We start from the raw sequence: 14,771 nt of genomic DNA on the forward strand, positions 1-14,771 counted from the left end.
TGGAAATCCCGTATTACTCCCATTGGGAAAGCAGTTTGCAAAAACTGCCCATGGTGATGCGGGCGAAGGAACGAGGAAAAAGCGAATGCCAGTCTGTAATGGGTTGGATAGAGGTTGAAACATTACCCCACGCGAAAGCGGGCTGACGTCCTTATGGTCTCTCATCACAAGAGAGTGTGTAGAACCCTTTTAATGGAGGGAGAGCAAATGAATGCAGCAGTATCAGCGTGTGCACCTTCCAGCACATCGTGGGACAGCATCGATTGGATTGCTGTACAGCGTCATGTCAGAGGGCTGCAAGCGCGTATTGTGAAGGCGGTACAAGACGGCAGGCATAACAAGGCGAAAGCTTTGCAATGGCTGCTGACTCACTCGTTTAGTGGCAAAGCATTGGCCGTCAAACGAGTGTCTGAAAACAAAGGCAAAAACACGGCTGGGGTCGACAAGGTGACTTGGAATACACCCAAGGCCAAGACCGGTGCGATGATGTCGTTGAAGAGGCGAGGTTACACGCCCCTTCCGCTTCGGAGAGTCCTTATTCCGAAGAAAAATGGCAAGATGAGACCTCTCGGGATACCCACGATGAAATGCCGGGCCATGCAGGCGCTCCATCTGCTGGCTTTGGAACCCATCGCGGAGACCATCGCTGATCGGAACTCTTATGGGTTCAGACCGCAACGCTCAACCGCGGATGCTGCAGCACAGTGCTTTGGTGTGCTGTCAAGAAAAGTAAGTGCGGAGTGGGTGCTAGAGGGTGACATTCAAGGCTGTTTCGACAATATCAGCCATGACTGGATGATCGCCAACCTCCCAATGGACAAGGTGATTCTACGGAAATGGCTCAAAGCCGGTTACGTCTACCAAAGCAAGCTGTTTCCCAGTCTTTCCGGAACACCGCAAGGAGGTATTATCTCCCCGGTGCTGGCCAACATGACCTTGGACGGACTGGAAACGATGCTGGCGAAGAGGTTCTCTAACGCCAAATGGACAGGCAAAAAGCTGCAACTGGTACGGTATGCGGATGATTTCATCATCACGGGGTATTCTAAAGAGTGGCTCGAAAATGAAGTTCGTCCTGCCGTGGTTGAATTTCTGGCGCAGCGCGGTCTCGTGCTCTCTCAGGAAAAGACCAAAATCACGCACATAGGGAACGGGTTCGATTTTCTTGGCTGGAACGTACGTAAGTACAACGGCAAGCTACTGATCAAGCCGTCAAAGGCAAACATCAGCGCTCATCTTGACAAGCTGCGAGCATTAATCAATGCAAACAAAGCGACACGACAGGCCACTTTGATCGGTTTGCTCAACCCGATTCTAAGGGGTTGGGCCAACTATCATAGTCATGTCGTTGCCAAGAAGGTTTTCAACCAGGTAGACAACGCAGTGTGGGAAATGCTCTGGCGATGGGCTGTACGTCGCCACCCTCGCAAGACACTCCGATGGGTCAAAGATCGGTATTTCAAAGTACAAGGAGCGCGTCGATGGGTGTTCTCATGTGATGAACAGTCCGCCGATGGTCGGAAGCGACAATACACATTAGTGTCTGCCTCGGACACGCCAATTGTGCGACATATCAAGATCAAGGCTGCTGCTAACCCTCATGACCCCGCATGGGATGAGTACTTCGAATCCCGATGGGGTAAAAGAATGCTGGTCTCCGCAAAGGGGCGAGCCAAGCTGTATCGGGTGTGGCTAAAACAAGGTGGTCGCTGCTGCGCCTGTCTTAAACCAGTCACCAAAGATACACCATGGCACAGCCGTCATATTGTGAAGCTAAGTCATGGTGGAACGGATGCAGTTGCTAATCTTGAGATTTACCATCTGTATTGTCCGAGGAGTGTTCAGTTTGCCAATGTCAACGATGTATAACCGGGTGCCGAATGGCGCCTTAGCAGAGGCTTGAGCCGTGTGCTGGGAAACTCGCATGCACGGTTCTTAGGGGGTTGGACGTAGGTAACTGCGTCTGACTACCCGACAACCAGGTGCGGCCTTGGGCGTTGGGACGTAAGAACTGGTTATTTGCAGGTTCGCTGCGTAGTGGTCAGCGAGCGGCAAACATCATGACTTTAATCCAGTCAGCAAAGCTGAATGGGCTGGATCCGTATGCCTATTTAAGTGATGTGCTGAAAAGATTGCCGACCCATAAAGTGACCCAAATAGAAGAATTGCTACCACACCGCTGGAAATCCAACTCAAATTAAAAAATAGACATGGGGTTCAGCGGACGCTTACAAATAAACGAATCAATCGTCTAATTGAGATATATAGTCAAATCATTATAAAACCAATACAATGGTGCAATGAGTTATTCAGAACATTTTAGACGTAAAATTTTAGCTAAGCTTGAGGAAGGTTATTCTATTCGAGCGGTAGCTGCACAATTTGAAATTAATAAAAATACCATTGTTGAATGGAAGAAACGTATAGAGATTAAAAAAACTCGTGTACGTAAACCTTCTAAAATTAACGATGATGCTTTACGTGAAGATGTTGAAAAGTATCCTGATGCTTATCAATATGAACGTGCTGCACGTTTTAATTGTGGTGTTTCATCTATTGGTGCTGCATTAAAGCGCTTAAATATTACAGTTAAAAAAAGACGTTAAGCCATCCTAAAGCAGATACAAAGCTTAGGGATAAATTTATTCTGCAAGTGAATGAATTAGAAAAAAACCATCCGATTATTTATCTGGATGAAAGTGGTTTTAAGTCACATGATTATAGACCTCATGGCTACTCACGAAAAGGAGTACCCTGTTTATGGCAATATAATTGGCAATTAAAGAATCAGACCAATGCCATTGGAGCAATCCATGAGGGTAAGTTATTTTCAGTCGGTTTATTTGACTGCAAAATCAATTCAGATGTTTTTCATTTTTGGATTGAGCAATTCCTCATACCGGCATTACCAGAAAATAGTGTAGTGGTTATGGATAATGCAGCATTTCATAAAAGAGCAGATATTCAGGAGTTATTGGAACAACAAGGGCATAAAATTCTTTGGCTTCCTGCATACAGCCCTGATTTAAATCCTATAGATGAGCGATATATCGTGCAAGGTGGGCATGGGTTAAACGTAAGCGTAAAGAATGGTTAATCGACTCAGTCGATGAGTTATTTCGATTTTTTTTCGAATCCTGTATGAATAATAAAGTAGTTTGACTATAACTTGTTGTTTAACAAGTGGGTTTAATTATATGGACGTCGTCAAAAAATTATCAATATAAATAAATGTAACAAAAAAAGATGAATAAATGTACGACTGAATCCGAGGCTTTTAGTCAGTTTTCGCTACAGATTATGTGATTAATTTTGTGTATTTTAAAAGGAGTGTGATAAAGTTCATTGTTATTTGAAAAAGTGTTTAATTTATTTACTATTGCAACAAAATGTAAATTTTATCATTTGGACAAATAAAAGCAAAAAATAAATCGATTTTTTTTGATTTACAACGATGAAATATATAATTATTTTTCATTAAAAAATAAAGGGATGCGCAAAATAAGTGCATCCCTTGGGAATTAGACAAACATTTGACTTGCTGCGCAATAAAGTCCCCATAAAATAACAATAGCCACAGCAGGCTCAATCAGTTTTGCCCATGTTGGTGTTGGATTTTGCTCTACTACCTGTGGGTGTAGATGATCTGAGTGGTCTGTTGCGTGTTGATTTACCATTTGATTAAACTCCTTCATCGTCTCTTCTAATGATAGCTCTTCTTTAGGCTTTGGTTTAGAGCCAATCAGCTCTGTTAGCTCACTTGTTGTCCAAACCCAGTCATCAGCCAGACCTGAGAGGTGCTCAATTTGACCGACAAGCAGCTCACGAATTCCATGTTCACCAAAGTTCCCTGTGACATCAAGTTGTTTGAGTTCAGCGAACTGAAGCCCCAACATTGTAGTCAAGCTATGTTCTAAGTCTGCCTTCGCTAACTGTGATTCATTTTGCGGAGACGTGGTGAGATGCCTTGCAAGTTCTTGAATATAGAGATGATCTTGGGTTTGAATCTCATGATAGAGCTTGGTGCCATCTTGACGCATCAAAGTGATGAGTTTTCCAAGGGAGAGGGTGTTGGCCTCAGAAAGATATTGAAGTCGTTCCTCATCTGAATATTGACTCAGAAGCTCAGGCTTTTGAATTTTAATCTGCTCTGCAAAATATTGTACTAAATCAAAAGCCATATAATTACTCCATTTTATTAATCTAATAACCTTAAACTTGGTTTTTTCTTAGCGGGTTCAGTTTTTTCTTCATTGTCTGATTTTAAAGCATTTTGCTCACTTTGGGTATGATTGTCATACTCACTTGGATCGAAGAACAAGCCCTGTCCATTTTCACGGGCATAAATGCCTATCACAGCATTAAATGGGACATAAATATCACGAGATACGCCACCAAAACGTGCAGAGAAGGTAATCGCATCGTTGCTCATATGTAGCGCATGTACGGCATGAGGGACGATGTTTAAGACAATTTGGCCATCTTGAATAAACTGTTCAGGAACGAGAGTATTGGGCTGGGTTGCATCGACCAATAAATGCGGTGTCAGTTGGTTATCACAAATCCATTCATAAATGGCGCGAGCTAAATATGGACGAGTCGGCGTAAGGTTTAATTCTTGATCAGACATAATGTTCTCTACGGCTGTTTAAATTCAGATTGATAATGGTTTTTCTCCTGCAAAGTTAAAGACTTTAAAAATGCAGGACGACTAAAAATACGTTGACAATATAAATAGATTGGGCGGCATTGCTGTTTCGGTAAATGCACGCCCATGCTGTTTAAGCGTAGAAAGATAGGCGCAAGCATGCAATCTAAAATGCTAAAGCTTTCCGACATGAAATAGGGGAAATGCTGAAACAATGGTGTTAAGGAAATGAGTGTGTCTTTCAGTTTTTTTTGTGCTTTCAGTTTTGCTTGTTCATCGAGTGTATCTGGATGGCGTAGCATCATATCGGCAAGCTTTAACCAATCTTGTTCAAAGCGCCAAATATACTGCCGCTGTTCTGCACGAGGCATAGGTGCGTCGGCATAGAGCTTGTTTTGACGATAACGATCGTCTAAATACTCAGAGATGATATTGGCATTAAATAGTTTTAAATCATTTTCAATCAACATCGGTAGCTGGTTATAAGGGTTTAAGCTGGCGAGATCTTCATCATCTGCATCACTTAAAACCAAATGGTATTTGATTTGCTTCTCTGCAAGTACATAACGAATCCAATGGGAGCGAAAATCATCTGCATGGCTATACAGCGTAATTCCTTGAAGCGGAGTAGTTTCGACAGACATATTTCAAGAAACTAGATGAAGTGAATCGGTTAGAATACTAAAAATAGCCAATAAAATCATCTTAACTTTAATATGCTTATACAATCGAACAACTTGGAATAAATGAAAAAGAAGGATAGAACCATGCAGCTTAGGCTCAGAATCACCCAATCGATTGCAGTTATTATACTAATGACTTCCATCTCAAGTAGTTATGCTCAAAATCAAGATGCAGCCGAACAGGTAGATGTAGCGCAGCAGACTGCTGAATATGCAGCTTGTATTGCCGATGAAGCCTGTGATGTTGCTACTTCTGTATCTGAGGATGAGATTTATGGCGGCATTCAGCAAGAATATACAGTAAAAGGCTGTAAGGTCACTGTTTATAATGATGGGCCTGTGAAAATGGTCGATGAGAAAACCGACGAGCTGTGTAATGCACCACTTCCCAAAGATCATCAATTTTCAAAATAAGCAGGAATATGTAACTAGAGGCATGTGGTACGAATAAAGCAGAAAGCATGGACTTAAAACTTGAAAATGACGCATAAAAAAAGCCTTGGATAAACCAAGGCTTTTTTGTCCGATTCGGTAAACGAATTAACGTTTAGAGAATTGAGGACGTTTACGAGCTTTACGTAAACCAAGTTTCTTACGTTCAACTTCACGAGCATCACGAGTAACGAAACCAGCTTGACGAAGAGCAGGTTTAAGTGTTTCGTCAGAAGCGATCAACGCACGAGTAATACCGTGACGGATAGCGCCAGCTTGACCACCGATACCACCACCAGCAACAGTGATGTAAAGGTCATACTTTTCAGTAACTTCAAGAAGCTCTAAAGGTTGACGAACAACCATACGAGCAGTTTCACGACCGAAGTATTGCTCAAGAGTACGGTTGTTAATTACGAGCTTGCCTGTACCAGCTGACAAGAAAACACGTGCAGTTGCGGTCTTACGGCGACCTGTACCATAATTAGTAGCCATGTGCTGTATCCCTTAGATGTCCAAAACTTGTGGCTGTTGAGCAGCGTGTGGATGCTCTGTACCTGCATACACTTTCATTTTCTTGATCATTGCATAACCAAGAGGACCTTTTGGTAACATACCTTTAACAGCTTTTTCTAAAACTGCTTCAGGTTTGTGAGCGATTAACTTTTCAAAGTTAGTCTCACGGATACCACCAGGGAAGCCAGTGTGGCGATAGTATTTTTTATCAAGTGCTTTTTTACCAGTCACTTGAATTTCTTCAGCATTGATTACAACGATATAATCGCCAGTGTCAACGTGAGGAGTATAAGAAGTCTTGTGCTTACCACGTAGACGACGAGCGATTTCAGTCGCAAGGCGACCTAAAGTTTTGCCAGAAGCATCAACAACGTACCAGTCGTGTTGAACTTCAGCAGGCTTAGCGCTGAGAGTTTTCATTAAACCACTACCTATTATAGTTGGTTTGGACTATGGAATCTGTCCAAACAAAAGGAGACGCGATTCTAAACGAAGTTGCTCAGAATCACAAATGAAAATATAAAATTTCAAGAGCCGTATTTTAAGATATTTCCCAGTATAAAGGAAGAGATCAAAGTTTATTCTTTTTAAAAACCACAAAAGAGTTCAAACTTTAAAAAAATGAGGAAACAGCGATATTGAACTTTATGACTTCACTGAATGAAATGCGGGATCATCACCATACAACCATTTTAAAATAACGGATAATACAGGAGTTACGACTCGCAATTTCTTTGTCATGTTTTATATGTTTGAGGCTTTATTTTTTCTTTGAAAGTCGGTGGAATGTGAAAACAGGATAAGTGAGGATTTAAATATAAAAGAATAGGTTCAAGTTGAGTACGGTGAATGCGGAGATACTGGGTGAGACGTTGTATAATAGTCCAAACGCATTTTACTTGAGTTGATCATGCTGCCTTTATATGTCACCAGTGGTGAACCTGCTGGGATTGGTCCAGATATTTGTTTAAGCCTTGCTGCTCGTATAGATGAGCGTCCGATCGTGGTCCTTGGTGATATGAACTTGCTACGTACAAGTGCAGCATGTTTGGGGTTGGACATTGAACTGATTGAATATTCAGGACAAGAAGCATCATCAACTCAGGGACAACTTTATGTTGAGCATGTACCGTTAAGCGAAGCTGTTGTAATGGGTGAACTCAATCCTGAAAATGCGCCTTATGTCTTAGAGCAGCTACGACGTTCGGCCGATTATGCTATGTCCGGTAAAAGTGTAGGTGTTGCAACTGCACCTGTACAAAAGTCAGTTATCAATGATGCTGGGATTCACTTTAGTGGACATACCGAATACTACCAAGAGTTTGCTGGGGTTGAACGTGTGGTGATGATGCTCGCAACCAAGACCTTGCGTGTCGCGCTGGCTACTACACATTTGCCATTAAGAGCTGTACCCGATGCGATTACCAAAGAACGACTGCATCAAGTGATTGGTATTTTAATTCAGGACTTAAAAAGCAAATTTAAAAAAGAGCATCCCCACATTTTAGTGTGTGGCTTAAACCCACATGCAGGGGAGGATGGTTATTTGGGTATGGAAGAAATTGAGGTGATTAACCCTGTGCTGGAAAGCTACCGTGCTCAAGGCATAAATATGAGTCTGAGCCTACCTGCCGATACCTTATTCACCCCAGAAAACTTAAAAGATGCCGATGCTGTTTTGGCGATGTATCACGATCAGGGCTTACCTGTGTTAAAATCGCAAGGGTTTGGTGAAGCCATTAATATTACTTTGGGCTTACCGTTTATTCGTACCTCAGTCGATCATGGCACAGCTCTCTCCCTCGCAGGCACAGGTCTTGCGAAAAGCTCAAGCTTACAGGTCGCTGTTGATTTAGCGTTAGAATTAGCTCGTCACTAATGTTCAGTGACTAACTCACGTTGGAAAATTTTATGTATCAAATTAATGCCTTAAACCCTAAAGATGAAGGGCACCATACGCGTAAGCGTTTTGGACAAAACTTCTTACATGACCAACGTGTAATTGCCAAGATTGTACGTTCAGTTGCACCACGTTCAGGTGATAACATTGTGGAAATCGGCCCAGGTTTGGCAGCCTTAACCTCTCCGTTGATTGGTGAGTGTGACGCACTTACGGTTGTCGAATTAGACCGTGATTTGGCGGCAGGTTTGCCGGGGCGTGTGCCACATCCTGAACGTTTAACCATTATTGAAACCGATGCACTCAAATACGACTTCACTAATTTATTTGAAGATGGTCGTCCTTTACGTGTTGTGGGTAATTTGCCGTATAACATTTCGACGCCACTTTTGTTTCACCTCTTGGAGTTTGGTGACAAAGTTAAAGACATGCACTTTATGCTACAAAAAGAAGTGGTTGACCGTATTACGGCTTCTCCAAATAGCAAAGAGTATGGTCGTTTGTCGGTGATGATTCAGTATTTCTGTAAACCTACGTTCTTGTTTGAAGTACCACCGGGTTCATTTAACCCGCCACCCAAAGTGACTTCTGCGGTGTTCCGTCTAGAGCCGTATGCGGTTAAGCCGATTGTGGCAAAAAATGAAAAAGCCTTAGCACGTTTGGTCTCGCACGTCTTTACTCAGCGTCGTAAAACTTTGCGTAATAGCTTAAAAGGCATGTTGGCTGAAGATGGTTTTGAACAAGCGGGTGTTGATCCGATGGCACGTCCAGAGACTTTAACACTGGCTCAATTTGTGGCATTAGCAGATCAAATGGTGGCTTAAGGTGACAGGTGCAGAGATTCGATACAATTATGTCATTGGTGATGTGCAGGGTTGTTTTGAAGCACTAAAAGCCTTGCTAAAGACTATTCAGTTTGATCCTGACCAAGATTTTATTTGGTTTGCTGGGGATTTGGTTGCCCGTGGTGAAAACTCATTGGGTGCTTTACGCTTTATTAAAAAATTAGTAGAGCGTAATGCGGCTGCAACAGTTTTAGGCAATCATGATTTAACTTTGATGGCGGCTGCACGTGGCATTAAAGCAATTAAAGACAAAGATAACATTCGTGATGTGATTGATGCGATTGATAGTGATGATTTGATTGATTGGCTACGTAAACAACCTTTGTGTGTGTTCCCAAACGCAACCACGGTTCTGACGCATGCAGGCATTCCAACCAATTGGACAGCGGAACAAACTGCTGCTTTAGCCGCAGAAGTTGAGGCGGTCATTGCAGCGGATGATTTTGATGTTGTCGATGCCTTTTTAAAAGAAATGTATGGCAAAGAGCCCACCTTATGGTCTGATGAACTGACGGGGCATGCGCGTTTACGTTGTATCGTAAATTATTTGACTCGTATGCGTTTAACCGATAGTGCTGGGCGTTTGGAGTTTAGTTTTAAAGACTCACTCAGTGACCCAATGCCAGAAGGGTTCAAACCATGGTTTGAATTCGCTTCACAAGCGGCACAAACCCATAAAGTTGTGTTTGGTCACTGGGCCGCTTTACAAGGTAAAACCATTTCAGACTCGATTCAAAATGTAGATGGCGGTTGTGTTTGGGGGCATCAATTAATGGCCTACCGTTTAGAAGATGAGACTTTATTTGCCGTTGATAATCCAGTTCAATAGCACATGCATTAAAAAGCCACGAAGTTCGTGGCTTTTTTATTCTTAGTCGATTCTTAACCAGGTTTGGTTACGACCTAAAGCAGAAACACCGATGTATGCACGTAGCGAAAGACGCTTTCCTGTGGCATTCAGTTTCATTTTCGCATCATAAAGTTTGCCAGACAAAGGATCAATCACACGACCTTTTTCATAGTTATTGGTGCCGTCGACATGCTTTAAGCCTTTAATAATGTCCATACCCAAAATTGGTTTGTTGGTATATGGCGTAGGGCAATTCACACAAGTTTCTTTTGGCGTATAACCTGGGCGTGGTGTAATTTTTACAATTTTTCCAGTGTAAGTATTATTCGATTCTTTACGAATTTCGATAATGGCTTTTGGTGAGCCAGACTTATCATCAATTTGTTGCCATGTCCCTGTTAAGTCCTGTGCAAATGCTCCCCCGCAAAGCATGGACAATGTTAATCCCGCGATAAAAAACTTACTTTTCATATAAGGTTCTCTATAGTTTCACAAAAAGATATCCAAGACACAGAAAAATAAACAGTTTGCACAAGGCAAACTGTTTTGTGTTTAGATATGAGTTAGGCAGTTGCCTTTAAAAATTGAAAAATCATACATGCTTAGCTGAAACTCTTTTATTCATTGAATTTGAAACCATCAGACTAAGTTTGATGCAATGTATGAGTGACTCAGTGGTGGTCTACAAAATCTAAAATGAATTGATCAAGTGATTGCGTAGACCAATCCTGTTCAGTAATAAGAACCTAGATTATTCTCGAATCCACGTTTGACTACGACCTAGAGCAGATATGCCCACGTATCCTCGCAAGGTTAAGCGTTTGCCATTCGAACTGAGTTTTGCTTTACAGCTATAAATATTACCAGACAGTGGATCAATGATTTTTCCACCCGTGTAATTGGTATCACCGCTGTGTTTCAAACCTTTCATCACATCCATGCCTAAAATAGGCTTATTGGTATACGGCGCAGGGCAATTAATACACGTTTCTTTTGGTGTATAACCCGGACGAGGCGTCACTTTAACGATCTTAGCGGTATATGTCCCATTTGATTCTTGGCGAATATCAAGGATGGCTTTTGACGACCCAGTTTTGTCATCAATATTTTTCCAAGTGCCGCTAATATCTTCAGCGAAAGCTGTACTACCTATAACGGTTGTAGCGAATGCGATTGCAAGTGTCAATTTGCTCATGAACAAAATCCTTTTATCATTTAATCAACGACAAACTCATCTTAAGTCGATTTTTTAAACAATACAATTGTTTATGTGAGGAACATATCACATTTTTTGCAAGTATAGAATAAACAACGGTAACCAGATTGCTGTAAATACCGCATTGACAGCCATTCCAAAGGCTGCGTAACGTCCAGCAATACTTCCCCGTTGCCATGCTTGAGCTGTACCGATGGCATGAGCTGCAAGACCTAGCGCTAAGCCCGATGCACGTTCATCATTAATGTGTTTGAGGATCAGTGGTGAAAATGCAGCACCGATCACACCGGATAAAATAACGATTAAAATTGCCAGACTCACAGGGGCTTGCAGCAGTGTTGCAATGTTAATCGCAATTGGCGTTGTGACTGCGCGCGTGGCAAATGCCATAATGGTAGGGTCAGACAAATGTAATAGATAAGCCAGTCCCATCGGCAGTCCGACCGCACTGATACTGGCAAAGACTAAGATGCCCACCACTGCTTTGAGGGGGAGGTCATCATAGCGCATAGCAGCCAATGGAATAGCTAATGCGACCGTCACATAACCGAGCAGATGGTTAAACACTGGATTTACCTGTGCCATATATTGCTCATACGGAATGTTTAACAACAACAGCAGGGCAATCACAAAGCACATGCCAAAAACAATCACGGGAATTTGTGGCAGTTTTTTGTTGAGTGGCTTTGCCAGTAAGTAGGCAACGAGGGTTAGGAAAAAACCGAAAATAATGGGAATCATGTGCACACTCCTAAAGCCATTTCTTAGACATTTTTGCGTAAACCCACAGTGGAATTAGTGTGCTGACAAACAGCACCACCAAGAACATTGGGATTTCACTGCCTAAATGCGTCATCATCAGCAGGGAGCCTGCACTGATAGGTAGAAAAGCAAAGGCACTTTCTTTCATGATTTTATTGTTGGTATCGACCAAACGTGCTGGAATTTTATGAAATTTTCTCCAACCCAAAAGGACGATTAATAAACTAATCAGTCCAATTAAATTGCCCAGTTCAGGATGTCCAAAACGTCCAGTGATCCACACAGCCGCTTCACGAAAGATGATGATCAGTGCAACCGTGCCGATCCATGCTTTCCAATCAACAGTTTTTATCCATTCCATTTTGTTCTGTCATTAACATTTTACTTATCACGTTTTAACCGATTTAGCTTTTGATTTCAAATTCTTCGAGTTCACGATGAAATTGTTTTGCTTTCAAACCTAAAATTTCATCAATCGGTAAATGTGCTTGTTTGATCAATTGTTCAAGTTTATGTGGCGCAATATACACTTGTAGGTGTAGGTTGCCCTCATCATCATAATTTTCAGATTGAATCACATTTAGGGCGTACAGTTGATTACGCAATTTGCCATAGGCTGGTTTGAGTAGGACGTCAAAATTTTGAATTTGGCCCATCAAGCACTCTTGGACCGCTTGGCGTAGTAGATTAAATCCTTCGCCTGTATGTGCTGAGACATAGACACGCTCAGGTACATTGGGTTCAGCGTAAATGATTTTGGCTTGTTCGCCACTTTGATCGATCTTGTTATACACCCGTAGGATTGGAATATCTGCGCCAATTTCTTTGAGCACTTTTTCAACGGCTTCAATTTGTTCCATATGGTCTGGACTGCTCGAGTCAATCACATGCAACAGCAAACTGGCTTCTAATGTTTCCTCTAGCGTCGCTTTAAACGATTCCACTAAAGCATGCGCGAGATTCCGCACAAAACCAACCGTATCGGCTAGGACCAGTGGGCCAATACCATCCCATTCCAAACGTCTTAAGGTTGGATCTAAGGTTGCAAATAACTGATCTGCGGCATAAACATCAGATTTGGCTAGGGTGTTAAACAGGGTCGATTTCCCCGCATTGGTATAACCAACCAAAGAAACGGTTGGAATCGCGGCTTTTTGACGTGCAGCACGGCCTTGGATACGGGTCTGACGGACTTTTTCTAATTTATCTTTAAGTTGTCCAACACGGACACGGAGTAAACGACGGTCAGTTTCGAGTTGCGTTTCACCTGGACCACGGAGTCCAATCCCGCCTTTTTGGCTATCGAGGCTAATGCCTGTACCGACCAGTCGAGAAGACAAGTGATCCAATTGAGCCAATTCGACTTGAAGTTTACCTTCATGGGTACGGGCACGTTGTGCAAAGATATCCAAAATAAGGCGTGTACGGTCAATGACGCGGCACTTAATAATACGACTCAGGTTACGTTCCTGACTGGGTGTTAGGGCATGGTCAATAATCACCAGCGTGGCTTCAAGCTCCTCAACGCGAGCAGCAATTTCCTCTGCTTTGCCTGAACCAATGAAATATTTAGCATCGGGTTTGAATCTTTGAGCGTGAACATGCTCCAGAATTTCTGCACCTGCCGACTTAGCAAGCAAACGAAATTCTTCTGCATCAAGGTCTTCCAGAATATGGATGGCAACACTGACTAAAATGGTTTTTTCGCCACCTTGCTTCTGCTCAAAATATTCCACTAAATTCGATCTCACATTGAAAACTCTAGTGTAGATGAATTTGCTGAGATTGAGCGAAATAAGTGAACCAAAAGCAGTAAGGTGCCAAAGTATAAAATACTGAGCCCTATAATAAATTTCAGTGCCTGAACAGGATTTAACGGCGGAGCTGGAGGATTTACGTGGTCGTTCATATACACACCATGTTTTAGTATTTCGATTGATTTATTTTAATTAATTTGTTTAAGCGATTAAAATTGAAAATAATCATCTGGGCCTTCGGTTTTTATGATCAATGCAAGTTGCTCAAGATCAGTATAGAATGAGCCGAAATCAATGATTAAATGTTGAATGAAGCTGTGCCAAGTGAACCGTCTATGCAATCGAATACTGAAATAAAAACAACATCAATAAAAGGTGTCTCTAAGCTTTTTCTGTATGGTAAAAAGCTGGCTTCAGGGCTTGGCGCCGTGTCCGAAGGGTTTTATTTGGTCTATCGACATGGCTTGTATAAAGACATTAACAATCCACAAAATACCCGTTACGTGCAGTATTTCTGTCGTCGACTGTGCAAGGTTTTTAACATTGATGTTCATGTCCACGGGGATATTCCACGTAAGCCTGCACTTTGGGTCAGCAATCATATTTCGTGGTTAGATGTCGCGGTTTTAGGTTCAGGCGCACGAGTTTTCTTTTTGGCCAAGGCTGAAATTGAAAAATGGCCTGTGTTTGGCAAGCTGGCAAAAAGTGGTGGAACTTTGTTTATTCAACGTGGTTCAGGCGATTCCATCAAAATTCGAGAGCAAATTACAGCGTTTTTAAAACAAGATATTCCTGTGTTGTTTTTCCCGGAAGCGACCACGACCGATGGTTCTAAAGTGAAAAAGGTGCATGGACGTATATTAGGCGCAGCAATTGAGGCCCAGCGTGATGTGCAAATTTGTTTGATTTGCTATGTGAATCAACAGGGTGGGCTTGACCAAGTCTCTCCGTTTATCGGTAACATTAGTTTTGCCGAGCATGTTAAAAAAGTACTAGAAATGCCACAAGTCACGGCACATTTAGTTGCGCTCCCAGCCATTTGTACCGCAGGACATACGGTTGAGAGTTTAACGGCACTGGTCCAACAAAAAATGGTGCAAGGTTTGGCTGATTTACATCACAAAGTTTTGAAGTCCCAACCCAACATGCAACAAGCTTGAAG

The 14,771-nt window shown here is 42.2% G+C and carries 18 protein-coding genes and 1 pseudogene; 9 read left to right on the top strand and 10 right to left on the bottom strand.

The window, feature by feature from the left end:
- Positions 1 to 207 precede the first annotated feature (207 nt).
- The 4 genes and pseudogenes from ltrA to AC4CU3_RS12215 all read left to right on the top strand — a co-directional run bounded on the left by ltrA (position 208) and on the right by AC4CU3_RS12215 (position 3,097).
- Entirely contained in the window at positions 208 to 1,869 is a 1,662-nt protein-coding gene (gene ltrA / locus AC4CU3_RS12200; RefSeq protein WP_005167203.1) for a group II intron reverse transcriptase/maturase, read from the top strand.
- A 104-nt stretch (positions 1,870 to 1,973) separates the two neighbouring features.
- Positions 1,974 to 2,201: pseudogene (locus AC4CU3_RS12205) on the top strand (transposase domain-containing protein); the annotation flags it as partial.
- 99 nt (positions 2,202 to 2,300) lie between these two features.
- Positions 2,301 to 2,606 (top strand): IS630 transposase-related protein, encoded by a 306-nt coding sequence (locus tag AC4CU3_RS12210; RefSeq protein ID WP_000122230.1) that lies wholly within the window; start codon positions 2,301 to 2,303, stop codon positions 2,604 to 2,606.
- Positions 2,607 to 2,653: 47 nt separating this feature from the next.
- Positions 2,654 to 3,097: a transposase gene (locus AC4CU3_RS12215; protein WP_178929031.1), complete on the top strand. Its 444-nt coding sequence runs from the start codon at positions 2,654 to 2,656 to the stop codon at positions 3,095 to 3,097.
- A gap of 424 nt (positions 3,098 to 3,521) precedes the next feature.
- Here AC4CU3_RS12215 and AC4CU3_RS12220 read toward each other — a convergent pair whose 3' ends face one another.
- The 3 genes from AC4CU3_RS12220 to AC4CU3_RS12230 are packed head-to-tail and all read right to left on the bottom strand — an operon-like array spanning position 3,522 to position 5,292.
- A complete protein-coding gene (locus AC4CU3_RS12220; RefSeq protein ID WP_178929032.1) occupies positions 3,522 to 4,181 on the bottom strand; it encodes a hypothetical protein in 660 nt (219 codons plus the stop codon).
- Positions 4,182 to 4,198: 17 nt separating this feature from the next.
- The gene (locus tag AC4CU3_RS12225) at positions 4,199 to 4,630 is read right to left on the bottom strand and encodes a ClpXP protease specificity-enhancing factor (protein ID WP_010327462.1); all 432 of its coding nucleotides are present in this window, start codon (positions 4,628 to 4,630) and stop codon (positions 4,199 to 4,201) included.
- Positions 4,631 to 4,638: 8 nt separating this feature from the next.
- The gene (locus AC4CU3_RS12230) at positions 4,639 to 5,292 is read right to left on the bottom strand and encodes a glutathione S-transferase N-terminal domain-containing protein (RefSeq protein ID WP_004695093.1); all 654 of its coding nucleotides are present in this window, start codon (positions 5,290 to 5,292) and stop codon (positions 4,639 to 4,641) included.
- Positions 5,293 to 5,415: 123 nt separating this feature from the next.
- Between AC4CU3_RS12230 and AC4CU3_RS12235 the strand changes: the two genes are divergently transcribed.
- Positions 5,416 to 5,745, top strand: coding sequence for a hypothetical protein (locus AC4CU3_RS12235; RefSeq protein ID WP_419283988.1), 330 nt, complete (start codon positions 5,416 to 5,418; stop codon positions 5,743 to 5,745).
- A 126-nt stretch (positions 5,746 to 5,871) separates the two neighbouring features.
- On the opposite strand, the gene rpsI is transcribed toward AC4CU3_RS12235, so the two are convergent.
- Complete coding sequence (gene rpsI, locus AC4CU3_RS12240; RefSeq protein ID WP_004695095.1) at positions 5,872 to 6,258, bottom strand: 30S ribosomal protein S9; 387 nt, start codon at positions 6,256 to 6,258, stop codon at positions 5,872 to 5,874.
- 12 nt (positions 6,259 to 6,270) lie between these two features.
- The gene (gene rplM, locus AC4CU3_RS12245) at positions 6,271 to 6,699 is read right to left on the bottom strand and encodes a 50S ribosomal protein L13 (RefSeq protein WP_004695096.1); all 429 of its coding nucleotides are present in this window, start codon (positions 6,697 to 6,699) and stop codon (positions 6,271 to 6,273) included.
- 490 nt (positions 6,700 to 7,189) lie between these two features.
- On the opposite strand from rplM, the gene pdxA reads away from it, so the two are divergent.
- From pdxA to AC4CU3_RS12260, 3 genes are read left to right on the top strand one after another with little or no spacing between them, the layout of a single operon-like run.
- Complete coding sequence (pdxA, locus tag AC4CU3_RS12250) at positions 7,190 to 8,158, top strand: 4-hydroxythreonine-4-phosphate dehydrogenase PdxA (protein WP_201706740.1); 969 nt, start codon at positions 7,190 to 7,192, stop codon at positions 8,156 to 8,158.
- A gap of 32 nt (positions 8,159 to 8,190) precedes the next feature.
- Positions 8,191 to 9,003, top strand: a complete 813-nt coding sequence (rsmA, locus tag AC4CU3_RS12255) for a 16S rRNA (adenine(1518)-N(6)/adenine(1519)-N(6))-dimethyltransferase RsmA (protein ID WP_078389016.1) — start codon at positions 8,191 to 8,193, stop codon at positions 9,001 to 9,003.
- 1 nt (position 9,004) lies between these two features.
- Positions 9,005 to 9,853, top strand: coding sequence for a symmetrical bis(5'-nucleosyl)-tetraphosphatase (locus AC4CU3_RS12260; RefSeq protein WP_490738246.1), 849 nt, complete (start codon positions 9,005 to 9,007; stop codon positions 9,851 to 9,853).
- A gap of 42 nt (positions 9,854 to 9,895) precedes the next feature.
- Here the strand turns inward: AC4CU3_RS12260 and AC4CU3_RS12265 are convergent, their stop codons facing one another.
- The 5 genes from AC4CU3_RS12265 to hflX form a co-directional block, all read right to left on the bottom strand.
- Complete coding sequence (locus tag AC4CU3_RS12265) at positions 9,896 to 10,345, bottom strand: DUF2147 domain-containing protein (RefSeq protein ID WP_004695101.1); 450 nt, start codon at positions 10,343 to 10,345, stop codon at positions 9,896 to 9,898.
- Between the two features lie 280 nt (positions 10,346 to 10,625).
- A complete protein-coding gene (locus tag AC4CU3_RS12270) occupies positions 10,626 to 11,069 on the bottom strand; it encodes a DUF2147 domain-containing protein (protein WP_078389018.1) in 444 nt (147 codons plus the stop codon).
- Between the two features lie 87 nt (positions 11,070 to 11,156).
- Positions 11,157 to 11,831 carry an LrgB family protein gene (locus tag AC4CU3_RS12275; RefSeq protein ID WP_004695104.1) on the bottom strand — a complete coding sequence of 225 codons (675 nt, stop codon included), beginning with the start codon at positions 11,829 to 11,831 and terminating at the stop codon, positions 11,157 to 11,159.
- A 10-nt stretch (positions 11,832 to 11,841) separates the two neighbouring features.
- A complete protein-coding gene (locus AC4CU3_RS12280) occupies positions 11,842 to 12,213 on the bottom strand; it encodes a hypothetical protein (protein WP_004695106.1) in 372 nt (123 codons plus the stop codon).
- A gap of 43 nt (positions 12,214 to 12,256) precedes the next feature.
- Positions 12,257 to 13,588 carry a ribosome rescue GTPase HflX gene (gene hflX, locus AC4CU3_RS12285; RefSeq protein ID WP_058951672.1) on the bottom strand — a complete coding sequence of 444 codons (1,332 nt, stop codon included), beginning with the start codon at positions 13,586 to 13,588 and terminating at the stop codon, positions 12,257 to 12,259.
- Positions 13,589 to 13,944: 356 nt separating this feature from the next.
- Between hflX and AC4CU3_RS12290 the strand changes: the two genes are divergently transcribed.
- Positions 13,945 to 14,769, top strand: a complete 825-nt coding sequence (locus AC4CU3_RS12290; RefSeq protein ID WP_029575103.1) for a lysophospholipid acyltransferase family protein — start codon at positions 13,945 to 13,947, stop codon at positions 14,767 to 14,769.
- Positions 14,770 to 14,771: the final 2 nt, after the last annotated feature.

It is taken from the genome of Acinetobacter sp. 802_lipA (assembly GCF_058242885.1).